The 22,075-nt window shown below is 62.8% G+C and carries 24 protein-coding genes and 1 riboswitch; of the genes, 11 read left to right on the forward strand and 13 right to left on the reverse strand.

Annotation, left to right across the window (positions count from 1 at the left end; genetic code table 11):
- The first annotated feature begins 23 nt into the window (after nt 1-23).
- The 4 genes from leuD (at nt 24) to SINAR_RS0126100 (ending at nt 3,349) form a co-directional block, all read left to right on the forward strand.
- Entirely contained in the window at nt 24-629 is a 606-nt protein-coding gene (gene leuD, locus SINAR_RS0126085) for a 3-isopropylmalate dehydratase small subunit (RefSeq protein ID WP_028001813.1), read from the forward strand.
- A gap of 8 nt (nt 630-637) precedes the next feature.
- The gene (locus SINAR_RS0126090) at nt 638-1,018 is read left to right on the forward strand and encodes a RidA family protein (protein WP_028001814.1); all 381 of its coding nucleotides are present in this window, start codon (nt 638-640) and stop codon (nt 1,016-1,018) included.
- A 170-nt stretch (nt 1,019-1,188) separates the two neighbouring features.
- Nucleotides 1,189-1,266, forward strand: a riboswitch (SAM riboswitch).
- Entirely contained in the window at nt 1,262-2,251 is a 990-nt protein-coding gene (metA, locus tag SINAR_RS0126095; RefSeq protein WP_028001815.1) for a homoserine O-acetyltransferase MetA, read from the forward strand. It overlaps the preceding riboswitch by 5 nt.
- Before the next feature lie 81 nt (nt 2,252-2,332).
- On the forward strand, nt 2,333-3,349 hold the full coding sequence (locus SINAR_RS0126100) for an aldose epimerase family protein (protein WP_028001816.1): 1,017 nt from the start codon (nt 2,333-2,335) through the stop codon (nt 3,347-3,349).
- 118 nt (nt 3,350-3,467) lie between these two features.
- Here the strand turns inward: SINAR_RS0126100 and SINAR_RS0126105 are convergent, their stop codons facing one another.
- The 8 genes from SINAR_RS0126105 to SINAR_RS0126140 form a co-directional block, all read right to left on the reverse strand.
- Nucleotides 3,468-4,214: an SDR family NAD(P)-dependent oxidoreductase gene (locus SINAR_RS0126105; RefSeq protein ID WP_028001817.1), complete on the reverse strand. Its 747-nt coding sequence runs from the start codon at nt 4,212-4,214 to the stop codon at nt 3,468-3,470.
- A 14-nt stretch (nt 4,215-4,228) separates the two neighbouring features.
- On the reverse strand, nt 4,229-5,320 hold the full coding sequence (locus tag SINAR_RS0126110; RefSeq protein ID WP_050577550.1) for a glycerol dehydrogenase: 1,092 nt from the start codon (nt 5,318-5,320) through the stop codon (nt 4,229-4,231).
- Nucleotides 5,311-6,084 (reverse strand): SDR family NAD(P)-dependent oxidoreductase, encoded by a 774-nt coding sequence (locus tag SINAR_RS0126115; protein WP_028001819.1) that lies wholly within the window; start codon nt 6,082-6,084, stop codon nt 5,311-5,313. The genes SINAR_RS0126110 and SINAR_RS0126115 overlap by 10 nt, the downstream gene beginning before the upstream one ends.
- Nucleotide 6,085: 1 nt before the next feature.
- A complete protein-coding gene (locus tag SINAR_RS01000000133890) occupies nt 6,086-6,769 on the reverse strand; it encodes an HAD family hydrolase (RefSeq protein WP_050577551.1) in 684 nt (227 codons plus the stop codon).
- Nucleotides 6,766-8,268, reverse strand: coding sequence for a xylulokinase (locus SINAR_RS0126125; protein ID WP_028001820.1), 1,503 nt, complete (start codon nt 8,266-8,268; stop codon nt 6,766-6,768). The genes SINAR_RS01000000133890 and SINAR_RS0126125 overlap by 4 nt, the downstream gene beginning before the upstream one ends.
- Before the next feature lie 60 nt (nt 8,269-8,328).
- Nucleotides 8,329-9,312 (reverse strand): ABC transporter permease, encoded by a 984-nt coding sequence (locus SINAR_RS0126130; RefSeq protein WP_028001821.1) that lies wholly within the window; start codon nt 9,310-9,312, stop codon nt 8,329-8,331.
- Nucleotides 9,309-10,835: a sugar ABC transporter ATP-binding protein gene (locus tag SINAR_RS01000000133895; protein WP_050577552.1), complete on the reverse strand. Its 1,527-nt coding sequence runs from the start codon at nt 10,833-10,835 to the stop codon at nt 9,309-9,311. Before SINAR_RS01000000133895 ends, SINAR_RS0126130 begins: the two co-directional genes overlap by 4 nt.
- Nucleotides 10,836-10,936: 101 nt before the next feature.
- Nucleotides 10,937-11,917 (reverse strand): sugar ABC transporter substrate-binding protein, encoded by a 981-nt coding sequence (locus SINAR_RS0126140; RefSeq protein ID WP_033057588.1) that lies wholly within the window; start codon nt 11,915-11,917, stop codon nt 10,937-10,939.
- A 200-nt stretch (nt 11,918-12,117) separates the two neighbouring features.
- Between SINAR_RS0126140 and SINAR_RS0126145 the strand changes: the two genes are divergently transcribed.
- The 7 genes from SINAR_RS0126145 to SINAR_RS0126175 all read left to right on the forward strand — a co-directional run bounded on the left by SINAR_RS0126145 (nt 12,118) and on the right by SINAR_RS0126175 (nt 18,357).
- A complete protein-coding gene (locus tag SINAR_RS0126145; RefSeq protein WP_028001823.1) occupies nt 12,118-12,741 on the forward strand; it encodes a glucose-6-phosphate isomerase in 624 nt (207 codons plus the stop codon).
- 30 nt (nt 12,742-12,771) lie between these two features.
- Nucleotides 12,772-13,425, forward strand: a complete 654-nt coding sequence (gene eda / locus SINAR_RS0126150; RefSeq protein ID WP_028001824.1) for a bifunctional 4-hydroxy-2-oxoglutarate aldolase/2-dehydro-3-deoxy-phosphogluconate aldolase — start codon at nt 12,772-12,774, stop codon at nt 13,423-13,425.
- Nucleotides 13,422-14,375 (forward strand): shikimate dehydrogenase family protein, encoded by a 954-nt coding sequence (locus tag SINAR_RS0126155; protein ID WP_028001825.1) that lies wholly within the window; start codon nt 13,422-13,424, stop codon nt 14,373-14,375. The genes eda and SINAR_RS0126155 overlap by 4 nt, the downstream gene beginning before the upstream one ends.
- A complete protein-coding gene (locus SINAR_RS0126160; protein WP_028001826.1) occupies nt 14,372-15,307 on the forward strand; it encodes a phosphoglycerate dehydrogenase in 936 nt (311 codons plus the stop codon). Before SINAR_RS0126155 ends, SINAR_RS0126160 begins: the two co-directional genes overlap by 4 nt.
- 6 nt (nt 15,308-15,313) lie before the next feature.
- Nucleotides 15,314-16,213 (forward strand): MBL fold metallo-hydrolase, encoded by a 900-nt coding sequence (locus SINAR_RS01000000133900; protein WP_084617668.1) that lies wholly within the window; start codon nt 15,314-15,316, stop codon nt 16,211-16,213.
- Nucleotides 16,214-16,302: 89 nt separating this feature from the next.
- Complete coding sequence (locus tag SINAR_RS0126170) at nt 16,303-17,193, forward strand: SIS domain-containing protein (RefSeq protein WP_028001827.1); 891 nt, start codon at nt 16,303-16,305, stop codon at nt 17,191-17,193.
- A gap of 174 nt (nt 17,194-17,367) precedes the next feature.
- The gene (locus tag SINAR_RS0126175; RefSeq protein WP_028001828.1) at nt 17,368-18,357 is read left to right on the forward strand and encodes a CobW family GTP-binding protein; all 990 of its coding nucleotides are present in this window, start codon (nt 17,368-17,370) and stop codon (nt 18,355-18,357) included.
- A 3-nt stretch (nt 18,358-18,360) separates the two neighbouring features.
- On the opposite strand, the gene SINAR_RS0126180 is transcribed toward SINAR_RS0126175, so the two are convergent.
- From SINAR_RS0126180 to SINAR_RS01000000133910, 5 genes are read right to left on the reverse strand one after another with little or no spacing between them, the layout of a single operon-like run.
- On the reverse strand, nt 18,361-19,116 hold the full coding sequence (locus SINAR_RS0126180; protein ID WP_028001829.1) for an SDR family NAD(P)-dependent oxidoreductase: 756 nt from the start codon (nt 19,114-19,116) through the stop codon (nt 18,361-18,363).
- Between the two features lie 14 nt (nt 19,117-19,130).
- Nucleotides 19,131-19,901: an SDR family NAD(P)-dependent oxidoreductase gene (locus tag SINAR_RS0126185; RefSeq protein WP_028001830.1), complete on the reverse strand. Its 771-nt coding sequence runs from the start codon at nt 19,899-19,901 to the stop codon at nt 19,131-19,133.
- A complete protein-coding gene (locus SINAR_RS1000000134745) occupies nt 19,898-20,812 on the reverse strand; it encodes a LysR family transcriptional regulator (protein WP_050577553.1) in 915 nt (304 codons plus the stop codon). The genes SINAR_RS0126185 and SINAR_RS1000000134745 overlap by 4 nt, the downstream gene beginning before the upstream one ends.
- Nucleotides 20,813-20,814: 2 nt before the next feature.
- Nucleotides 20,815-21,030 carry a hypothetical protein gene (locus tag SINAR_RS0126195; protein WP_028001831.1) on the reverse strand — a complete coding sequence of 72 codons (216 nt, stop codon included), beginning with the start codon at nt 21,028-21,030 and terminating at the stop codon, nt 20,815-20,817.
- Between the two features lie 6 nt (nt 21,031-21,036).
- Entirely contained in the window at nt 21,037-22,044 is a 1,008-nt protein-coding gene (locus SINAR_RS01000000133910; protein ID WP_050577554.1) for an MFS transporter, read from the reverse strand.
- Nucleotides 22,045-22,075: the final 31 nt, after the last annotated feature.

Genomic DNA, 22,075 nt, shown 5'->3' on the forward strand with positions numbered 1-22,075 from the left:
CCGCTGAAATCGAAGGCCAAGTCATGGACAAGTTCGTCAAGCTCACCGGCGTTGCCGCTCCCCTGCCCGTCGTCAACATCGACACGGACATGATCATTCCGAAGGATTACCTGAAGACGATCAAGCGCACCGGCCTTGGCACGGGCCTCTTCGCCGAGGCGCGCTACAACGAGGACGGCACTCCCAATCCGGACTTCGTCCTCAACAAGCCTGCCTATCAGAATGCCAAGATTCTCGTCGCCGGAGACAATTTCGGCTGCGGCTCCTCGCGCGAACATGCACCCTGGGCGCTTCTCGATTTCGGCATCCGCTGCGTCATCTCGAGCTCGTTCGCCGACATCTTCTACAACAACTGTTTCAAGAACGGCATTCTGCCCATCGTCGTCAGCCAGGAAGACCTCGACAAGCTGATGGATGACGCCAGCCGCGGCTCCAACGCCATTCTCACGGTCGATCTCGAAGCGCAGGAAATCACCGGCCCGGACGGCGGCTCGATCAAGTTCGAGGTCGATGCCTTCAAACGTCATTGCCTGCTGAACGGCCTCGACGATATCGGCCTCACGCTCGAAAAGGGACGCTCCATCGACAATTTCGAGAAGGCGGCGGCCGCTTCGCGCCCCTGGGCCTGAGCTACGGCATGACGCGCAAGCTCATCTCGTCGGGTTCGCCCTTCGAAAAGACGGCAGGCTATTCCCGCGCCGTCGCGAAGGGCGACTGGTGCTTCGTTTCCGGCACGACCGGCTACGACTACGCCACCATGACCATGCCGGAAACGGTGGAGGAACAGGCGCGCAACTGCCTGAAGACGATCGAAAACGCCTTGAAGGAAGCCGGTTTCTCGCTGTCGGACGTGGTGCGCAACCACTACTACGTCACCGATGCGAGCCTTGCCGATCGCGTCTTCCCGATCTTCGGCGAGACATTCGGCGACATCCGCCCGGCCGCGACGATGATCGTTTGCGATCTCATCCGCCCGGAAATGCTGATCGAGATCGAGGTCACGGCGTTTCGGGGGTAAGGCAGAGACGCTACCCCAGTCCACTCCCCGCAAGCGGCGTGCGGGAACTGGAAGAGCGCCCTCGTCCCTTCGCGCCGCTTGCGGGGAGAAGGTCGCGGCAGCGGGATGAGAGAGGCCGCTCGAGGCCGTCGAATCCTTTTTCATTGACCGCGATACCTGCCTCGCGCTATCAAACCATCCGTGGTGATTTGGCCGGCCGGCTTGCAGCCACGTTAAAGAAGTCGCTAAAGGGCCGAGGGAACAATAGATTTCCGAGGACCGGTCGCGATCAATTCGCCGCCGGTTTTTTTGTATTCGATCGAGTGGACACCCATGCCCATCAAGATACCCGATACGCTGCCCGCTTTCGAAACCCTCGTTCACGAGGGTGTGCGGCTGATGACCGAGACCGCGGCGATCCGCCAGGATATCCGGCCGCTGCAGATCGGACTCTTGAACCTCATGCCCAACAAGATCAAGACCGAAATCCAGATGGCGCGGCTGATCGGCGCCACGCCGCTTCAGGTCGAATTGACGCTGGTCCGGGTCAACGGCCACCGGCCGAAGAACACGCCCGAAGAGCATCTGCTCGCCTTTTACGAGACCTTCGACGACGTGGAGGCCCGCAAGTTCGACGGCTTCATCATCACCGGCGCGCCGGTCGAGACGCTCGAATATGAAGAGGTCACCTACTGGAAGGAGTTGCAGCGCATCTTCGACTGGACGGCGACCAACGTCCATTCGACGCTGAACGTCTGCTGGGGCGCGATGGCAGCGATCTACCATTTCCACGGAGTTCCGAAGTATCCGCTGAAGGAGAAGGCCTTCGGCGTCTACCGCCACCAGAACCTCAAACCCTCCTCGGTTTATCTGAACGGCTTTTCCGACGATTTCGCTGTGCCCGTGTCGCGCTGGACCGAAGTGCGCCGCTCCGACATCGACCGGGTGCCGGGCCTCGAGATCCTGATGGAGTCGAAGGAGATGGGCGTCTGCCTCGTGCATGAAAAGAAGGGCAATCGGCTCTACATGTTCAATCACGTCGAATATGATTCGACGTCCCTGTCCGAGGAATATTTCCGCGATGTCGATGCCGGCGTGCCGATCAAGCTGCCGCACGACTATTTCCCGCACAACGATTCAGCGCTTCCGCCGCAGAACCGCTGGCGCAGCCATGCACACCTCTTCTTCGGCAACTGGATCAACGAGATCTACCAGACGACGCCCTACGAGTTGGCGAAGATCGGAGAGCGTTGAAGTAAAAAGCATGACTTTCCGGTTGCCGCACCGCCGGAAATGCAGCAGGTTGGCGCCGACTCGCGGAAAATGGGGAGATGCATGGGAACAGACACGGAAATCTTCGGCCACCTGCCCTCCGGCGAGCCCGTACACCGCATGACGCTTAAGGGCGGCGGGCTGACGGCCTCGGTGATCACCTGGGGCTCGGTCATCCAGGATCTGCGGCTCGAAGGACATGCAGCCCCGCTCGTGCTCGGCTTCGAGGATTTCGAAAGCTATCCGGCCCATTCCTCCTATTTCGGCGCCACCCCCGGCCGCAACGCCAACCGCATCGGCGGCGGCCGCTTCGCGCTCGAAGGCAAGGCCTATCAACTCGAGCTCAACGAGAAGGGCGCCACGCATCTCCACGGCGGCAGCGACAATGTCGGCAAGCGCAACTGGTCGATCCTCAGGCTGGCCGAAGACAGCGTAACGCTCGAGATCACCGATCCGGACGGCCGCGCCGGCTATCCGGGCAATTGCACGATCACCTGCACCTATACGCTGAAACCGGGCGGCACGTTCAACGTCGTCTACGAAACGCAAACCGACGCGCCGACTCTCGCCAATGTCTGCCAGCACAGCTATTTCAACCTCGATGGCAGCCCGAACGCATTCGGTCACGACATCATGATCGCCGCAGACCATTACCTGCCGACCGACGAGCGGCAGATTCCGACGGGCGAGATCCGCCCCGTCGCCGGCACCGCCTTCGATCTGCGCGAAATGACCTCGCTGAGACGGCAGCTCGACGGCGACGGGATAGCCTACGACCACAATTTCTGCCTCTCGCCGGAACGAATGCGGAAGCGCTCCGTGGCGCTCGTACGCAGCATCAATTCCGGCATCTCGCTGGAAGTGCTGACGACGGAGCCCGGCATCCAGCTCTATACCGGAGAAAAGCTCGACGTACCGGTTCCCGGCCTCGAAGGCCGGCGCTACGGCCCCTTCGCCGGCCTTTGCCTCGAAACGCAGATCTGGCCCGATGCGGTGAATCACCAAGGTTTCCCGAAGGCGGTGCTGAGACCCGGCGAAACGCTCCGGCAGGAGACCGATTACGTGTTCATGAAGAGCTGAGGCGGTGGAGGCGGGATCTCGTCACCAGAGCGTTTAAAGCATCGAACTACGCACCTCCGCACGGAAAACCCCTACGCACTGTTCCTGGAAATGCTCTGAGACCAAACTGGGCTCTGACCTATCCAACGTGATAGCCGCCATCCACCGGCAGCGTGATACCAGTGACGAATTCGGCGGCGGGCGACGAAAGGAAGAGAACCGGCCCGACGAGGTCTTCCGTCGTCCCCCAGCGTTTCAGCGCCGAGCGACCGCTGATCCTGCTTTCGCTTTCCGGCTCCGACCACAGAGGCTTCGTCATGTCGGTGCGGTGATAGCCCGGCGCGACGGCATTCACGCGCACGCCCTCGCGGCCATATTTGTGTGCGAGGGCCCGCGTCAGGCCGACGATGCCCGTCTTGCTCGCCGTGTAGGCCGGCACCGACTCGTCGGCGAGATAGCTCAGCATGGATGCGACATTGACGATGCTGCCCCGCGTCTCCTTCAGGAGCGAGAAGCCTTCGCGCGAAAGCCGCATGGCGCTGGAGAGATTGATGTCCATCACGTCCATGAAGGTCTCTTCATCCCATTCCGCATCCGGCCGGGCAATCCCCTGGCAATTGACGAGCACGTCGAGCCGCCCGAGCCCGGCAAAGAGAGCCGCGACCGCGGCCTTGTCGCGCACGTCGAGACGCCGGAAATCGAGTCCGCTACCATTCTCCGCCTTTGCCGCCCCGAGGCGTTTTTCCGAGCTGCCCGTCGCAATGACGCTCGCACCGGCTTGCGCGAAACCCTTGGCCAGCGCCAGGCCGATGCCGCTCGTGCCGCCAGAAACCAACACCGTCTTGCCGGAGAAAAGCCCGGCCCTGAACGCGTCCACTTCCTTCATACTCCCCTCCGCGATCATACGAGCGCTTCGAGCGCCCTGACGACCATTTCCTCGGTCACGGCGATCGGCTCGTTGTGAATGATCTCGCCCGCCCGGCAGGCGCGCTTCGCCACGACTGCAAGCTTTTCGGGTGTCGCTTCGGCAATGCCGATACCGGCGAGCGTCGTCGGCAGGCGCACGGCGAGACAGAACTGCCGGACGCGCTCGTATTCGTCATCCATGCCGTTGAGCTTGAGTCCCGCAAGCACACCGATCGCGACCTTCTCGCCGTGCAAATGGTGGTGCACGTCGGCAAGCTCGCAGAGCCCATGGTGAATGGCATGCGCGGCCGCGACGCCGCCCGACTCGAAGCCGATGCCCGAGAGGAGAATATTCGCCTCCACGACGCGTTCCAGCGCGAGCCCGACCGTTTTCGCATCGCATTCGTCAAGTGCGGCCGGACCGAACTCGAAGATCGTGTCTCGGCAGAAACGCGCGATTTCGTAGGCGAGCGGCACGCCCGGCATCTTCATACAGTTGTGCGCGCCGCTTCGGCGGCAGGATTCGGCCTCGTACCATGTCGCAAGTGCATCGCCGATGCCGGCGGCGAGGAACCGGGCCGGTGCGCGGGCGATCAATGCGGTATCCACCAGCACAAGATCCGGATTGCTCGGCAGGAATGTGTCGTAGGCAACCGTACCGTCCTCGTTGTAGACGACGGCAAGCGCACTGCAGGGCGCGTCCGATGCCGCGATCGTCGGGAAGACGATAACCGGAAGTCCGGCATCGCGGCTTGCCGCCTTGGCGGTGTCTAGCGCCTTGCCTCCGCCCGCGCCGACGATCACAGACGCGCCCGCGGACTGCGCCTCCGCCGCCAGGGCCGCGATCGCGCGCTCGCAACATTCACCGCCATGGCGGAGGATCTCCACCTTCGGACCAGTTGCGAAAGATGCTTCGACATCAGCCTTCAGCAGGTCGAAAACGCCGTTGTCGAGAAGGACGATGGCCTTTTCGCCGAAGCCCCTCGCCTCCTTGCCGAGCCGGGCGGTCGTGCCGACACCCTGGATATAGCGTCCGGGGAACCGCGCACCTCGGGCAACACCCGGCTGCACCGGCTTTACCAGCATACATAGCCCCCATCGGCGAGCACGATCGAGCCGGTCATAAGGCTTGCGGCATCGCTTGCCAGGAAGAGGACGACGGAGGCGACTTCGTCCGTGCGGCCGAGCCGGTTCATCGGTGTTCCGCCGACCCAATGGCGGTACATCTCCTCGTCCTCATAGACATATTTGTTCATTTCCGTGTCGATATAGGTCGGCGCGACGCAGTTGACGCGCACGCCCCGCGCACCCCACTCGGCTGCCAGCGACCTTGTGAGATGATGCACGGCTGCCTTGGACGCGTTGTAGTTCGCCTGTTCTTGCGGCCGATTGGCGATGAAGCCGGACATCGAACCGATATTGACGATCGACCCCGTCCCCTGCTTCAGCATCGTGCTCCCAAAGGCGCGGCAGCACCAGAAGACGCCGTTGAGGTTGACGTCGATCACCTTGTTCCAGACCTCGTCCGCCATGGTCTCGGCCGGGTGGTTGGAGATCGCGATGCCGGCATTGTTGACCAGAATGTCGACGCGGAGGTGGCGTGCGACGATCGCGTCGTGCACGGCCTGCACCGCCTTCACGTCGGTCACGTCGAGTACCTCGCTATCCACCGCATAGCCCTTGCCCCTCAGCCCTTCCCTCGCGGCAGCAAGCAGATCGGGACTCATGTCGGTAAGGACGACGGTGGCGCCGGCTTCGGCGAGCGCCTCGGCGGTCGAAAGGCCGATGCCCCGAGCGGCACCCGTGACGACGGCGACCTTGCCGGAGAGCTTGAATTTGTCGAGATACATGTCAGGCGATCCTTGGAAGGGTAGAGGTTTCAGAGGAATGGGAGAGACGCGGCCGGAGCATCGCGATGAGGTCGTGCGGCTCCGCGATGATCGTTCCGGCGGGAAAGACGATGTCGGCGCGATGCGGCTCCGGCCAGCCGATGACCGTCATGCCTGCGGCAAGTCCGGCATGTGCCCCGGGCGCGCTGTCCTCCACGACGATACAATCGGATGGCTCGACGCCGAGCAGCCAGGCGGCGCGAAGATAGGGTTCGGGGTTCGGCTTGCCATGACGGACATCGTTGCGCGTCACGCTGACCAGTCCAGGGGACTGAAGTCCGACGGCGGAGAGGTTTGCGTCGACAAGCATGCGGTCCGAATTCGACACGATGGCGATCGCCGCTCCCGAAGTCCGGACGAACGACAATGCCTGCCTGGCGCCAGCCCGCATCTTGAGACCGCCGGCGCGCTCCACATAGGCGGCATATTTCCGTTGGACCAGGTCGGCGGCAGCCGGCGCGAAGCCGATTTTCTCGGCGAGCAATGCGTGGCAGTCGCCGATCGCCATTCCGGTTATGCGGTCGCCAAAGCCTTCGGGCAGCATATAGCCGAAGCTCTCGACTGCCGCCGCCATCGTTTCCAAATGCAGCAGCTCGCTGTCGACCAGCGTTCCGTCCATATCGAAGAGAACGGCCCTGCGGTTCATGATGGCAACCGGTCGAGATCGTCATAGAGCGATTGGCTGTGAAGATAGAGTTTCTCGAAAAAGGCCTGCATCGGCCGGTAGGTCTCCGTCCATCGAGGATCCGGCGTGATTTCCTCACTGTAGCGGACGTAGGATTCCGCGGCGTCCTCGACCCGCGGAAAGAGGCCGGTCGCCGTCGCCGCCATTGCGGCGCAACCGACGATGCCGCATTCGGCCTCGGCCGGGACCAGGATTGGAATGCCGTAGACGCTCGCCTTGATTTTCAGCCAGAGTTTCGTCCTGGCGCCGCCGCCGGATGCGATGACGCGCTCCATCGGCGCTCCGGAGATCCGGTCGAGAATGTCGATGTGCCGCTTGACCGCGAAGGCCACGCCTTCGAGCACCGCACGATGCATATGCGCGAGCCCGTGCGTCGCTCCGATACCGAAGAACTGGGCGCGGGCATTGCGGTGGTGGCCAAGCCGCTCGCCGGCGAGATAGGGCATGAAAAAGAGTCGGTCGGCGCCGGCCGGCGCCTCGGCCGCCTTGGCGACGATCTCTTCATAGCCGGCCTGCTTCTCATGGAAGGCACGCCGCGCCCAGCGCATGGCGTCCCCGCCGGATTCGAGCAGCATGAAGGCGCCCCAGTTGCCCTCAACCGTACCGACATTCGAGACCTGCGCGTCGAGCAGCGGCTTTTCGGCAATTGCGGTAATGATCGCGGAGGTGCCCATCACTTCCGAGCCGATCCCGGGGCGGTAGACACCTGAGCCGAGAAGCGCAACGGGATAGTCGCCGCCGCCGACAAGCACGGGCGTGCCTTCGCGAAGACCGGTCTCGCGGGCCGCTTCGGCAGTCACATGCCCCAGGATCTCTATCGGGTTGCGCAGCGGCGCGAGCTTCGCCCTGTCCAGACCAAGCAGACCGGTCATCCGTTCGGACCATTGCCCGGTCCGCGGGTCCATCAGGAAGCTCGCGCCGCCATCGGTGCGGTCGATGGCGATCTCACCGGTGAGTTTCAGATTGATCCAGTCCTTGGGCATGACAACGGCTGCCGTTCGGCGCCAGGCTTCGGGATCTTCGTCGCGAAGCCATTGCAGCTTGAAGCCGGGCCAGGCGGGTGTTGCCGGATTTGCGCTGTCGGCGAGATAGGTCGATGGCCGGTGACGCTTCTCGAAGGCCGCAACGTGAGCGATGGTGCGCTTGTCGTTCCACAGCGGCGCAGTCTCGCGCGCGAGGCCGCCCTTGTCGTCGACCAGAACCGTTCCGTGCATCTGCCAGCAAGCCGAAACGGCGGCAATACGCCGTCTGGCATCCGGCTCGCCGGAAAGCACGTCGCGGATCGAGGCGGCGACGCCGGTCCACCAATCGGCCGGCCGCTGTTCGGACCAACCGAACTGAGGCACGATCTGCTCGTGCTCCCGCGCCGCGATGGCAATCACCTGGCCGTGCCGGTCGACAAGAGCGGCGCGAACGCTGCCCGTGCCGACGTCGATCGTCAAAAACAAGTCTTCGGATATCAATGCAGCCAATTCCGCCTCCTCCGCCGCCCCGTCCTCTCCGGGCAAGGTGTCTGCTTCCTACCGGCGCAGCCAGTTGGATGCGTATTGAAGGAGCATGGCGCCGATGATGATACAACCCATGAAGACCTGCTGATGATAACCGGGCACGCGGGCAAGATTCATCATGTTGGCGATGATGCCGAGCACGATGACGCCGATGAAGGTGTTGAAAGCGCCACCGCGTCCGCCCATCAGGCTCGCGCCGCCGATGACGACCGCGGCGATCGCATCGAGTTCCGCGCCAACGCCGATATTGGCCGAACCGACGCCGGTACGGCTCGCGGACACGATCCCGGCGGCCGCGGCAAGCGCGCCGGAGATGACATAGACCGACATGGTGTACCATGCGACCGGAATGCCCGAGAGCCGGACCGCCTCGACATTCGAGCCGATCGCCTTCACGAGACGGCCGTAACGCGTGAACATCAGCACGGTGCCGGCAATGAGGAACACGACTGCCATCAGGATCACCGGATAGGGAATGCCGGCGATCGCGCCCGAACCGAAAGCGGTGATCGCCGCGCCGCTGTCGCCCATCACGATCGGCTGGCCGGCGGAAATGATCAGCGAAAACCCGCGCGCGACCGTCATCATCGCAAGCGTCGTTACGAAAGGCGGCAGCTTGAGAAAGGCGACGAGCACCCCGGAACCCAGCCCGCAGGCGGCGCCCGCCAGGAGGGTAACGGTCAGCGAAGGACCGGTCCCGTACTTCTGGACGACGATTGCCGAAAGCACGCTGCCGAGTGCTGCTACGGAGCCCACCGAAAGGTCGATGCCGCGGGTCAGGATGACGAAAAGCATCCCGATCGCCATCAGGCTCGTGCCGGAGATCTGGCGCAGCACATTCAGAATGTTCCGCTCGGTCAGGAATACATCGGACATGGAGGTTGCCACGATGACGAGCGCGACCAGGATCGCAATCGTGCCGTAACGCTGCAGGGTTTGGCTGAGATTGATTGACGGGCGAGTAGTTTCAGCCAAGTCTGACATGGTGCTGCTCATCGGTTCACAACCCTCTTTTCGGGCCTGTTTTCGGGCGGGGCGACAGGGCTCACCATCGCCAGCTTCAGGAGTTTTTCCTCGGTATAGTCGTCCGGGCCGAGCTCGCCGGTGATCTGGCCCTCGCGCATGACGAGGATGCGGTCGCAAAGTCCGAAGAGTTCGAGATGTTCGGAAGAGATGACGAGAATCGCCCGCCCCTCGGCGGCGAGTGCCTTGATCAGCGAGTAAATCTCGGTCTTGGCGCCGACATCGACGCCGCGGGTCGGCTCGTCGAAGATCAGGATGTCGCCATCGGCGTGGAACCACTTGGCGAGCACGACCTTCTGCTGGTTTCCGCCCGAGAGGCTGGACGCAGGATCGTCGAGGCTGCCGGCTTTGAGGCGCAGGCGCTTTGCCAGATTCTCCACCGCCGTCCTTTCCCGTGCACGGCGCACGAAGCCGAAGCGATTCACGAGGGGGCCGAGTTTCGCCATGGTGGCGTTGACTCTTATCGGGAAATCAAGAACGAGCCCCTGCTCCTTGCGGTTTTCAGGCACGAGGCCGATGCCGGCCTTGACCCCGTCGCCGGGCTTGCGGATGGACTTCTCCTTGCCGTGCACGAAGATGCGGCCGGACTGCGCCCGTTCGGCCCCGAAGACCAGTCGGACGAATTCCGTACGGCCCGCGCCGACGAGGCCGCCGAGGCCGATGATCTCGCCGGCGCACAGCCGCAGCGACACGTTCCCGATGCGGTCGCCGTCCGAGAGGTTTTCGACGCGCAGCACCTCGTCACCGGGCAGCCGTTCGACATCCTCGCCGAAAAGCGCCTTGAGCGATCTGCCGACCATCATGCGGATGACATCGTCGATCTCGACTGCGGAGCGCTCGACGGTCGCGACCGACGCGCCGTCCTTCATGACCGTGATGCGGTCGGCGATGCGGAACACTTCGTCGAGACGATGGGATATATAGATCACGCCGACGCCGCGTTCGCGCAGCGCCCTGATGATGCCGAGCAGGCGCTCTGCATCCTGCACCGACAGCACCGCCGTCGGCTCGTCGAAGACCATGACGCGGGCGTTGCGGGACAGCGCCTTGGCGATCTCGACCACCTGCTGATGGGCAACGGAGAGATCGCCCACGGCCGCACCCGGGTGGATGGAAAAGCCGAGGCTGTCGATCAGTTCACGAGCCCGACTGTTGAGACCGCGCCAGGAAATGACGGAAGGAATTTCAGATAGGAAGATGTTTTCGGCCACGGTCAGGTCCGTCGCAAGCGCCATCTCCTGGTGGATGATCGCGATACCCTTCGATATGGCGTCGGAAGGCGATCGGAAATGCGGCTCCTCGCCCGCGACCTTTACCGTTCCGGCCTCGGCGCGGTATTCGCCGCCGAGCACCCGCATGAGGGTCGACTTGCCCGCGCCGTTCTCGCCGAGAAGCGCGTGAACCTCGCCTGCTCGAAGCGCGAAGTCCACGCCCTGCAGCGCATGGACGCCGCCGAAGGATTTGCGGATGCCGGAGAGTTCTACGAGATTTTCCATGGTGAAAAATGCCTCTTTCACGCCTGGCAGGTCCTGGAACCGTCCCGACGGATGGCGGCCGGCGAGCCGCGAAGAACCCGCCGGCGGGGAGGATCAGTGCATCAGAAGACGGCGTCGGCCTTGTAGTACTGATCGACGTTTTGCTTCGTGATCGCCGTGGGCGTCGTGTAGGTGACCTTCGAAAGGTCCGCGGGCAGCTCTCCGTCGAGCGCCTTCTTGGCGAGGTCTACGGCCGTCGAGGCGACGAGCGCCGGATCGTTGAGGCCAGTGGCGCCGTAGGTGCCCTCCCTGATCATCTGCAGCGCTTCCTTCTGTCCGTCGGCAGCGGCCAGGAGCAGCACGTCCTCGACGCGGCCCGCCTGTTCCAGCGCCTTGCGGGCGCCGAGGACCATCGAGTCGTTCTCGCCGAGCACGACATTGATGTCCGGATTGGCGACCAGCAGGTCTTCCATCGCTTTGAGGCCACCTTCGTGACCCCAGAGCCCCCAGCCCTGGCCCACCACTTCGAAGCGCGCCCGGCCTTCGTTGCGCAGTTGCCCCTCGAGGAGGCCCGCCAGCACGCCCAGGCGGCGCTCTTGCCCCACTTCATTGCCCTTGTCGCCGGAAAGCAGCGCAATCTTCAGGTCCTTGCCTTTCGTCTGGTCGGCCAGCCACTGTCCGACGAGCATGCCGTTGCGGCTATTGGAAGACTGCACCAGCGTCACGAAGTTTGCCGTCGGATCCAGGGTGGAGTCGATGACGAAGACCTTCACGCCGGCGGCCGTCGCGGCGTTCACCGCCGGAACCATGCCTTTGCTGTCACGCGGATTGACAATCAGCGCGCCGATCCCCTGGGCGACCATGTCTTCGATGTCGGCAATCTGCTTGTTGAGGTCGTTTTGAGCGTCGGCTGAGATCACCTCGCATCCGAGCTCTTCGGCATGTTTCTTGGCGGAAACTTCCTGCGCGGCGAAGTAGGGAGCGTCGAGCGTTTTCATCGAAATGCCGATCCTGCACTCGGCAGCCTCGGCGGCGCTGATCGCCAGCAGCGATGCGGCAGCAGCCAATGCAATCTTGAGCGCGGTCTTTGATGTGCGGGTCATGAGTTCTCCTCCGGGTGGACGCGATTGATCGCGAGCCTCTCTTCTTGGCCGAAATGTAGCGTAGTTACATATCTTTTCATCGTCAACATGATTTTTTGGCCCACCCGCGGCTTTTCTGGGCGCTTATCGTGCGAATTTTTGCCCTTGCGGGTATCATTCTGTTCATTTATGTACTTTTACTACGCAATCTGGAGGTTGAAATGTTGAGAGAACCGGTCACGAGCGTAGTCGACGCAATGAGCGGCGCGATGAGCGGAAATACGGGACGCTATGAAAAGCGGCTCAGCGATCTCGAAGGACTTTACGAAGACGCAACGGCATATGCGGACCTCATCCGTCGGCTCGGCAATCCGGTTGTCTACGAGGTAGAGGATTTCCGCCCGGGCGATCACGCCGGCGATCTGATCTACGGCGTGACCCGGATGAGCCCCGGCCTGGTCGGCCGGGAATTCTTCCTGACGCGGGGCCATATTCACGCAAAGGCGGACCGGCCGGAAATATACTACGGCCAGGCGGGCAAGGGCCTGATGCAGCTCGAATCGCCCGAGGGTGAGACGCGCATCGTCGAGATCGGCCCACAGACGATCTGCTACGTTCCGCCCTATTGGATCCATCGTTCCATCAATGTCGGCGACGACGATCTCGTCATGGTCTTCGCCTATCCCTCCGACAGCGGCCAGGATTACGGGATCATCGAAGCATCCAACGGCATGCGTCATCGCGTCGTGAGCGATGCAAGGGGCGGCTGGCAGCTCGTCGAGAACGGCGAATACCGCGCACGCAGCGGCGAGGCCGTCGCGAGCCTGATGAAACGATATGCCTGAGCAACGGACAGATTGAAGGAGCAAGCCCCCATGAAAAACCCGATCGATCTTATTGCCCGTCTCGGCGTAGTGCCCGTGGTTGCGATCGAACGCGTTTCCGACGCGGTGCCGCTCGCCGACGCCCTTCTGGAGGGCGGGCTGCCGGTTGCCGAGATAACCTTTCGTACGGACGCCGCCGCTGATGTCTTGGCGGCGATCCGCGACGCCCGGCCGGATCTCTGCATCGGCGCGGGCACGATCCTTGACAGGCAGAGCCTCGATCAGGCGATCGCATGCGGCGCCCGTTTCGCGCTTGCGCCCGGATACGACCCCGAGGTCGTCGATGCGGCCAAGGCTGCGGCCCTGCCATTCTGCCCGGGCGTCATGACGCCGACGGACCTGACGCTCGCGACGGCGCGAGGCGTCCGGCTGGCAAAGTTCTTCCCGGCAGGCGTGGCGGGTGGCCCGAGAGCGCTTTCCGGCATTGCCGCACCCTTCGCGCACCTTGGCGTCCGCTTCATTCCGACCGGCGGCGTCACTGAAGCAACGATCGGCGAATGGCTGGCAATCAGGCAGGTGGTCGCGGTCGGCGGCACCTGGATCGCCAAGACCGACGATATCCGGGAAGGCCGCTTCCCCGACATTTCCCGCAACGCAGCGGCCGCCGTGAAGGCGGCCCGTGAAGCCCTGGAGAAGCGCGCGTGACCCACTATCAGCCAGCTACGCGGCCGACGCTGTATTTCATCGGCGTGACGACGGGCAAAAGCTCGATCATGAAGGTCTTCCCGGCATGGGCGGAATATCTCGGCCTGAAGGACGCGGTCATCACCGGAATCGACTTCAAGCTTCACGACAATCCGGCCGCCTACCGCGCGGCCGTCGAATTCATCCGCGACGACCCCCTTTCCATGGGCGCGCTGGTGACGACGCACAAGATCGACCTCTTTGCCGCCTGCAGGGATCTCTTCGATGTCATCGACCCGCATGCGGAGCTGATGGACGAGACAAGCTGCATCTCGAAACGGCACGGCAAGCTCGTCTGCCATGCCAAGGACCCGATTTCCTCGGGCCTCGCAATCGACGGTTTTCTTGGAGAGGGCTATTTCGCCCGCACCGGCGCGGACCTTTTCTCCATGGGTGCCGGCGGCTCGACGATCGCGCTGACCTGGCACCTGATGCGCCGGTCGCGCGGCAGGGACGTTCCCGGCCGAATCGTTGTCTCCAACCGAAGCCAGCATCGCCTGGACGAAATCCGGCGCATTCACGAGAGCATCGAAAGCGACGCTCCCGTCGAATACGTCCTTGCGCCGCAGGCCGAGGACAACGATGCAGTCCTGGCACGACTGAAGCCAGGCTCGCTCATCATCAATGCGACCGGCCTCGGAAAGGATGCACCCGGTTCGCCGCTCTCCGACGCCGCGCAATTTCCACAAAGGGCGGTCGCCTGGGACCTCAATTACCGGGGTGACCTCGTGTTTCTCAGTCAGGCGCGCGCTCAGCTGGAGCAGCAGTCGCTCCGGGTCGTGGACGGCTGGACCTATTTCATTCATGGATGGACACAGGTCATCGCCGAGGTCTTCAATGTCGACATCCCGACCTCCGGCCCTCGCTTCGACCGGATTTCCGACATTGCCCGCGAGGCAGCCGGACGATGACCTCACAGGCACGAATCCTCGTAACGCCGCGCTCGCTCACCGCAGAACCGCATCCGGATGTGGAGCGTCTGCGCGACAGCGGTTTCGATATCGTCTATTCACGTGCGGGGGCGACACCCACCGAAGACGAGCTTGTCGAACTCGTTCCCGGATGCGTGGGCTGGCTCGCAGGCGTTGAGCCGGTGACGCCGCGCGTCGTCGAAGCGGCCGAAAACCTGAAGGCGATCAGCCGCAACGGCGTCGGCGTCGACAACCTGCCCGTCGACATGCTGGCGAAGAGGGGCGTCAGGATCATGGTTGCCGAGGGCGCGAACGCCCTCGGCGTCGCGGAACTCACGCTCGGTCTCGTTTTCAGTGCCCTGCGCTCGATCCCGCTCGCCGACTCAGGCATCAAGGCTGGCAATTGGCCCCGCATCCGCGGAATGGAAATCCGCGGCCGGACAGTCGGCATCATCGGCTGCGGTGCGATCGGGCGCGAGGTGGCGCGGATGGTCGTCGCTCTTGGCGCCAAAGTCATTGCCTACGATCCCGTTCGCCCCAACCTGGACCTGCCATCGGCCTGTTTCGAATATGCCGAGATAGACGAGATCGTCGGCGAGGCGGAAATCCTGTCCTTGCATTGCCCGCTGCCGAAGGACGGTTCCGCGCTGCTCGACCACAAGCGGTTGGGCTCGACCCGGCCGGGACTCGTTCTCGTCAACACGGCCCGGGCGCGGCTGGTCGACGAGGACGCACTGATCGAAGCCTTGGACGAGGGACGCGTCGGCTGTTACGCAACGGATGTTTTCGAACCCGAGCCTCCGGTCTCGCTACGGCTGGCGGGTCATGGGCGGGTCATCGCGACGAGCCATATCGGCGGTTTCACGGCTGAAAGCGTCGACCGCGCGACCCGGATCGCCGCGGACAATCTTCTTTCGGCGCTGAAGGATTGACGGGCGATGACGGGCAGATTGACGGAGAGGCGGTTCGACGGCTCGCTTGCCGAGCAGTTGTCGGAAAAGGTCGGAAGCGCCGCGCGCCTCCTCTGGCTCGGTCAGGCGGGATTCGTCATCGACATGGCGGCCGCCCGCCTGGTCGTCGATCCGTATCTTTCCGATTCGCTTGCGACAAAGTACCGGGGAACGCAGTACCCGCATCGCCGCATGATGCCGGCCCCGATCGAGCCGGCCGCGCTCGCCGGCGTGGATTACGTCCTGTGCACCCATGCCCACACGGACCACATGGACCCGGGAACGTTGCCGGCTCTCTTCGCGGCCAATCCGTCGGCGCGGCTGGTGGCTCCGCGTGCGGTCATGTCCGCGGCGCTCGAAAGATCGGGGATCCGTGAGGAACGCATTCTTTCGGTCGATGCCGGCGAGGCGCTCGAGCTTGGCCATGGCCTCCGTATCGTCGCCACCCGCTCCGCGCACGAGACGCTGGAGCGGAACGAAAACGGCGATCACCGGTTCCTCGGCTTCGTGCTGAAAAGCCGGGACGTCACGATTTGGCATTCCGGCGACACCGTTCCGTTCGACGGGCTTGCCGAGGAGGTCAAGGCGATGCAGCCGGATGTCGCGCTCCTGCCGGTCAATGGGCGCCGCCCGGAACTCTCCACCCGGGGCGTGCCCGGCAATCTCACGCTCGCCGAAGCGGTCGAGCTGAGCGGCGCGATCGGCGTCGCAACGATGGTCGCCCATCACTACGGTCTCTTCGACTTCAACACGATCGAACCGGAGCACATCGACGCCGCGGCGCGATCGACCATGTCTCCGCAGCTGTTGAGGGCGCGAACGGGGACCGCTTACGAATGGGCTCCCTGTAGCGCCGCGGATCTATCGGACGCACGAAGGACGCTATAGCACTTTGATCGGCTGTATGTTCCCTCCTCCTCTCCAATTTAAGGGAGCATGCGGTAACATGGAGCAAATCGAAAAAGGACAACTTGCTCATGGATACCGATTCGCGCGTCGAAGGGCGCAGCCTTGGCGGACGAAACATCATCGAAGTCATCCGGACCATGCGTACCGAGCTTCGCAAATCCGACAGGAAGGTGGCCGATGTCGTCCTGGAGGATCCGCGCCGCATTCTGAATGCTACTGTCGGCGAAACGGCCGCGCTCGCTCAGGTCAGCCAGCCCACCGTCTTGCGCTTCACGACGGCGATAGGATGCAGCGGGTTTCCAGATTTCAAGATACGGCTTGCCCAAAGCTTGGCGCTCGGCACGCCGGCCACGCATTCCGTGCTGCTGGACACCGATGAGCCGGAGACGGTGGCCGAGAAGATCTTCGACTATACGATGACGAGCCTCGACTGGGCGCGCTCCCGGCTGGACAAGCAGGCTCTGAACAAGGCGATCGACATACTTGCAGCCGCCAAGTCCATCGTCTTCTTCGGTTTCGGCGCATCGGGGATCGTCGCACGGGACGCCCAGCAGAAATTCCCGCTCTTCGGAATACCGTGCGGCGCGGAACTGGATTCGCATCAGCAGGTGATGGTGGCCTCGATGATGAAACCGGGAGAGGTCGCCTTCGTGATTTCGAATACCGGCACGACGCGTTCCATCATCGAGATCGCGCGCATCGCGCACGACAATGGAGCGACCGTCATTTGTCTGACCGGATCGGACTCGCCGCTGACGAACTACTGCGACGTCTCGCTGATCGTCGAGACGCTGGAAAACACCAATATGTACACGCCTACGATCTCGCGCATCGCCGCCCTGGTCATCATAGACATCCTCTCCACAAGCGTCGCAATGCGGCGGCCGGCAGACTATCAGGCGCGCATCCACCAGATGAAGCGCCAACTGTCCGACATGCGGCGCATGCAGCCGCTTTGAGAGCATCGGGCAGTCCGGAAGATCGGCGGACCCTCTGTTCTGCAGAAGCTGTCAGGATCGGACTTGACAACCCCCGGTGGGGTTACGTTATTACGTTTACACAACGAAATGTAATAACGTATCCATAAGCCGGAGCATTGCCTCCGGCCGTCCATGCGACAGAGGTTCTCGTCAATGCCCGATCAGCTTGCCCCCACCCCCGTCACCGTCCTCACCGGTTATCTCGGAGCGGGAAAGACCACGCTTCTCAACCGCATCCTCTCCGAGCCGCATGGCAGGAAATTCGCGGTCATCGTCAACGAGTTCGGTGAGGTCGGGATCGATAACGACCTCATCGTCGATGCCGACGAGGAGGTGTTCGAAATGAACAATGGCTGCATCTGCTGCACGGTGCGTGGCGACCTGATCCGCATCATCGAAGCGCTGATGCGCAGGCGCGACCGATTCGACGGCATCCTGATCGAGACCACGGGCCTTGCCGATCCGGCGCCCGTCGCGCAGACATTCTTCGTCGACGAGGACGTCCGCTCCAAGACACGGCTCGACTCCATCATCACTGTGGTCGATGCCAAGCATCTTCTCGACGAGATCGACCGGGCGCATGAGGCGCAGGAGCAATTGGCCTTCGCCGACACGATCATTCTCAACAAGACCGACCTGGTGTCGTCCGAGGGCGTGAAGGCCGTGGAGGATCGCATCCGCCGCATCAACCCGACGGCCGGCATCCTCAGGACCGAGCGCTGCGATCTCGATATCGCCGGGCTGCTTGATCGCAACGCGTTTGATCTCGACCGCATTCTCGAGGTCGAGCCCGATTTTCTCGACGAGGAGCACGATCACGAGCATGACGATCATGTTGTCAGTTTTTCACTGGTCGAACGCCGGCCCGTCGACCCGGAGAAATTCTTTCGCTGGCTTCAGACGACCGCCCGTGCCTTCGGCACGGACATGCTGCGGATGAAGGGTATCATCGCCTTTGCCGGCGATACCGACCGCTATGTCGTTCAAGGCGTCCACATGCTGGTGGAAGGCGACCACCAGCGCCCCTGGAAGGACGACGAAGAGCGCGTCTCGCGCCTCGTCTTCATCGGCCGCAACCTTCCAAAGGACATCATCACCGACGGCTTCGCGGCATGCTGCACCACTCCGGCCGCCGCCGGATAGTCGTCAGCTTAGCACGACGCCGCCATCGACATTCAGCGTCTGTCCGGTCACGAAAGCCGCATCGTCCGAAGCAAAGAAGGCCACCGCACCGACAACATCCTCGGGATCGCCGATGCGGCGCATGGCGGTTTTGTCCTGCCAATTCTTCCGGACCGCGGGATCGTCGAGATTGACCCGCCCCATATCGGTGAGAATGATCCCGGGGCACACGCAGTTGGCGGTGATCCCGTCAGCACCCACTTCCTGGGCCAGCACGCGCGTGAACCCCATCACCGCAGCCTTGGATGCGGAATAATGGGCCTGTTCCGGTGCGCCATGCTTGCCTCCGATCGAGGCGATGTTGACAATACGCCCATATCTGCGCGCCTTCATCATCGGCAGAACCGCCTGGACGACCAGGAAGGTTCCCTTGGCGTTCACGTCCATGACACTGTCCCAGTATTCCTCCTTAAGGCCTTCGACATCTCCCGCAATCAATATTCCGGCGTTGTTGACCACGGCATCGAGATGGCCGAAGGCGTCACCGACGGCGTTCGCCATCGCCGTCACATCGGCTTTGCTGCTGACATCGGCGCAGACCCTCAGAACGCGCCGGCCCAGCGCCTCGACCTCTTTCGCCACACCGGCGAGAGCATCCTTCTGCCGCTCGATGTCGTTGATGGCGACATCGTAGCCGCGCTGCGCGAGGCCGATGGCAATGGCGCGGCCGATACCGCGGCTTGCGCCTGTTACGAGCGCGGTACGGTTGGAAGCAGTCATCGTATCCTCCAGTCTTAAAGAGCGGTGTAGCCGCCGTCGATCGTCAACACCGTACCGGTGATGTAGCTCGACGCGTCGGCTGCAAGAAAAAGCACGGCATTGGCGATCTCACGCGGCTCACCCAGGCGTCCCATGGGCGTCATCCGCATCCAGGTGTCGAACCATTCGGGATTGCTGCGGCCCCGCAGCGTCAGTTCGGTAGCCACGTAGCCCGGAGCGACCGCATTGACGCGCACTCCGCTCTTCGCCCATTCGACCGCAAGCGATTTCGTCAGCAGGTTTACGCCCGCCTTGGCGGCATTGTAGGAAACCTGGGGCTGCGGATAGACGGTCACCTCGCCGCAGATGGAAGAGATGTTGACCATCGAACCGCGGCCGGCCGCCACCATGCGCTTGCCGAAAGCCTGGGCGCAATGGAAGACGCCGCCGAGATCGATGTCGATCACCGATCTCCAGTCGTCGAGACTCATCTCCACGGCGGGCGCATTGCGGACGATGCCGGCATTGTTGACCAGAACGTCGACGGAGCCATGCACCTCATAGATGCTGTCGACGGCCTGAGCGACGGCTACAGGGTCGGTCACATCCAGGGACACGAAAGCGCCTTTACCGCCGGCCGCCTCGATGGCCGCCACAGCTGTCTTGCCCTCTGCTTCGTCGCGGTCGGCAATGACGACATGCGCGCCGGCGAGAGCCAGCCGCTCGGCGATCGCCCGTCCTATGCCCCGAGCAGCGCCCGTCACGACGGCACGCCTGCCGTCCAGCCTGAAGTCAGCGTTACTCATCGGGCATTGCCTCCCTGCTCCCGCACCGACTTCAGCGCAGGATACAGCGCGCGGTACTGCTGATAGATCTCGTCGTAGAGTGCTGCTTCACGCGGGCGCGGCTCGATGCGCTTGCCGGGCCGCACCATCGCCGAAATACCCTCGTCGATACTGGAGAAATAACCGGCTCCGTGCGCCGCAAGCACGGCGGCACCTACGGAGGGCGCATCGCGCGATGCCGGCACGCAGACCGGGAGACCCGCAGTGTCGGCATGGATCTGAAGCCATAGATCGGATGCGCCGGCGCCGCCGCCGACCATCGGGTCATGGCCAGCGACGATGATCCGCTCCCCGAGAAGATCCTGCCAGGCGACAACGTCTTCTGACGCCAAGGGATGCGATTTCGGAGCGAGGAGGAACAGCCGTTCGGTCCAGAGCGGCGTGACCTTCAGGCCCTCGATTTCCGGGATCCCGGAGACAAAGGCAATATCGAGCTCACCGGAATTCAGCCAGGCGATATGATCCTGTGCCTCTCCGTCCAGAAGGTGGACCTGAACGTTAGGATATGTCGCTTCAAAGTGCCGGAACAGATCACTCAAGAACGTCCCGCTCAGCGGGGCGTGCAGTCCGACCCGGAGTGTGTTGCGCTCGCCATCGCCGAGCACAAATGCGCGCTCAACGCTCTCATCGAGCCGCCTGAGGGCCGGCTTCACACCCTCGACAAATTCGCGGCCGGCAGCCGTGAGTAAAACGCCCTTATGACTGCGCTCGAAAAGTCGAACGCCGAGGCGCTGCTCGAGCTCCACAATGCGCCGGCCCACCGATGACTGATGGACACCGAGACGATCCGCTGCCCTCCTGATGCTTCCCTCTTCTGCTGCCGCGACCACATATCGGACGGGACGCAATCCGACGATCGGCCGCTGAACCATTCTCAGGCCATCCGCCCTACGGCGATCGCCGTGTTTTGCTGAGGCCTTGGATAACGGAGGAACTTGTTTTCCTCAGTCAGGATTTTGCCGGTTATTGCGTTTCCGATTGCAAGAGTTGAGGCGAACATCTTCTCCGGCATGCCCTCAACTCGAACGCCGTCTCCAGCACTTCTGCAAACTCTCTCCCGCTCTGCCTCAAGGTATAAGGCGCTCTTCATGCGGATTCACCTCGCATGTGCATGACCGCATAGACTGTCAGCATGCACCCCAGGCCGCAAAGCGCCACTACGACGATCGAGAGACCGAGCGTGCCGCTTGCGCTGACGACGGAAGCAAAAACAGGCGGTCCAATGGTCGCGCCGAGGTTTCCCAATTGAGCAACCGCCCCGTTTGGCACGAGCCTGATCCGCTGACGTATTCGCAACGAACGGAATAACCGCAAAGGCCGAGCCCTGCACAGCGCCGGACGCAAGCATAAGCAAAAGGGCAGCCATAGCGACGCCCTCGTCCGCGCTGATTGCAGCATGAAACGATACGGCGCCGACGCCGACGGCAACATATGCGACTGCCGCAAGAACCACCGGCGAAACAACGTATTGGGCGAGGCCCCCAGCAGCAAATGTACCCAAAATGGTTACAAGCGGCAGCGCCACGAGGAGAAATGCAGCGGTCTCGGTGTCCTCGACAAGACGCGGGACAAACGTCAGAAGCGCAACGAACATGCACGTATGGAACAGAAACACAAAACCCGCGAGGGACGTGCGCAAGTTTCTGAAAACCCCGATGCTTTCACCAAGCAATTGCCGGAGACGATACGTGGTCTCTGCAAAGCCTCCATCGAACTGAACGTTCGCCCCGAACATGATCAGCGTGCATACCAGCAGAACCCCCATCAGCGCCGCATGTGCGAGAAGGAACGCTGCTAGACCATAGTCGTTAAGAAGCGGCGCACCGATCCATGCGGTTAATGCAAAGGCAACTCCGAAGAAGGTCCCCCATAAGCCCATGACGATCGACCGATGCTGCGGAGCTGAATCAAGTGCCATCAGTGTTGGAGCGGACACAACGATTCCAAGATGAGACAAACCTTCAATGAATCGAAGTGGCAACACGATCGAGATGGGTGGCAGCATGGCTTGCGCGAGAGAGCATATCGCACCTATCAGCAGAGCGCCCACGAGTGTGCGCTGATATCCAGCGCGGGCCGCAAGCACCCCCAGCGGCGCTTCCAAATACCATTCCGACGGTGCCCACGAGCGACAG

The organism is Sinorhizobium arboris LMG 14919 (assembly GCF_000427465.1).
In the GTDB taxonomy this organism is placed as follows: Bacteria; Pseudomonadota; Alphaproteobacteria; order Rhizobiales; family Rhizobiaceae; genus Sinorhizobium; species Sinorhizobium arboris.

Coding starts and splice junctions, on each gene's coding strand:
- SINAR_RS01000000133895 (WP_050577552.1), bottom strand. CDS start 10,835: ATGGAAAATCTCGTAGAACTCTCCGGCATCCGCAAATCCTTCGGCGGC.
- SINAR_RS01000000133890 (WP_050577551.1), bottom strand. CDS start 6,769: ATGAACCGCAGGGCCGTTCTCTTCGATATGGACGGAACGCTGGTCGAC.
- SINAR_RS01000000133900 (WP_084617668.1), top strand. CDS start 15,314: ATGACGGGCAGATTGACGGAGAGGCGGTTCGACGGCTCGCTTGCCGAG.
- SINAR_RS1000000134745 (WP_050577553.1), bottom strand. CDS start 20,812: ATGGTTCAGCGGCCGATCGTCGGATTGCGTCCCGTCCGATATGTGGTC.
- SINAR_RS0126170 (WP_028001827.1), top strand. CDS start 16,303: ATGGATACCGATTCGCGCGTCGAAGGGCGCAGCCTTGGCGGACGAAAC.
- eda (WP_028001824.1), top strand. CDS start 12,772: ATGAAAAACCCGATCGATCTTATTGCCCGTCTCGGCGTAGTGCCCGTG.
- SINAR_RS0126105 (WP_028001817.1), bottom strand. CDS start 4,214: ATGAAGGAAGTGGACGCGTTCAGGGCCGGGCTTTTCTCCGGCAAGACG.
- SINAR_RS0126100 (WP_028001816.1), top strand. CDS start 2,333: ATGGGAACAGACACGGAAATCTTCGGCCACCTGCCCTCCGGCGAGCCC.
- SINAR_RS0126090 (WP_028001814.1), top strand. CDS start 638: ATGACGCGCAAGCTCATCTCGTCGGGTTCGCCCTTCGAAAAGACGGCA.
- SINAR_RS0126130 (WP_028001821.1), bottom strand. CDS start 9,312: ATGAGCAGCACCATGTCAGACTTGGCTGAAACTACTCGCCCGTCAATC.
- SINAR_RS0126185 (WP_028001830.1), bottom strand. CDS start 19,901: ATGAGTAACGCTGACTTCAGGCTGGACGGCAGGCGTGCCGTCGTGACG.
- leuD (WP_028001813.1), top strand. CDS start 24: ATGGACAAGTTCGTCAAGCTCACCGGCGTTGCCGCTCCCCTGCCCGTC.
- SINAR_RS0126115 (WP_028001819.1), bottom strand. CDS start 6,084: ATGTATCTCGACAAATTCAAGCTCTCCGGCAAGGTCGCCGTCGTCACG.
- SINAR_RS0126160 (WP_028001826.1), top strand. CDS start 14,372: ATGACCTCACAGGCACGAATCCTCGTAACGCCGCGCTCGCTCACCGCA.
- SINAR_RS0126110 (WP_050577550.1), bottom strand. CDS start 5,320: ATGCTGGTAAAGCCGGTGCAGCCGGGTGTTGCCCGAGGTGCGCGGTTC.
- SINAR_RS0126175 (WP_028001828.1), top strand. CDS start 17,368: ATGCCCGATCAGCTTGCCCCCACCCCCGTCACCGTCCTCACCGGTTAT.
- SINAR_RS0126180 (WP_028001829.1), bottom strand. CDS start 19,116: ATGACTGCTTCCAACCGTACCGCGCTCGTAACAGGCGCAAGCCGCGGT.
- SINAR_RS0126145 (WP_028001823.1), top strand. CDS start 12,118: ATGTTGAGAGAACCGGTCACGAGCGTAGTCGACGCAATGAGCGGCGCG.
- SINAR_RS0126140 (WP_033057588.1), bottom strand. CDS start 11,917: ATGACCCGCACATCAAAGACCGCGCTCAAGATTGCATTGGCTGCTGCC.
- SINAR_RS0126195 (WP_028001831.1), bottom strand. CDS start 21,030: ATGAAGAGCGCCTTATACCTTGAGGCAGAGCGGGAGAGAGTTTGCAGA.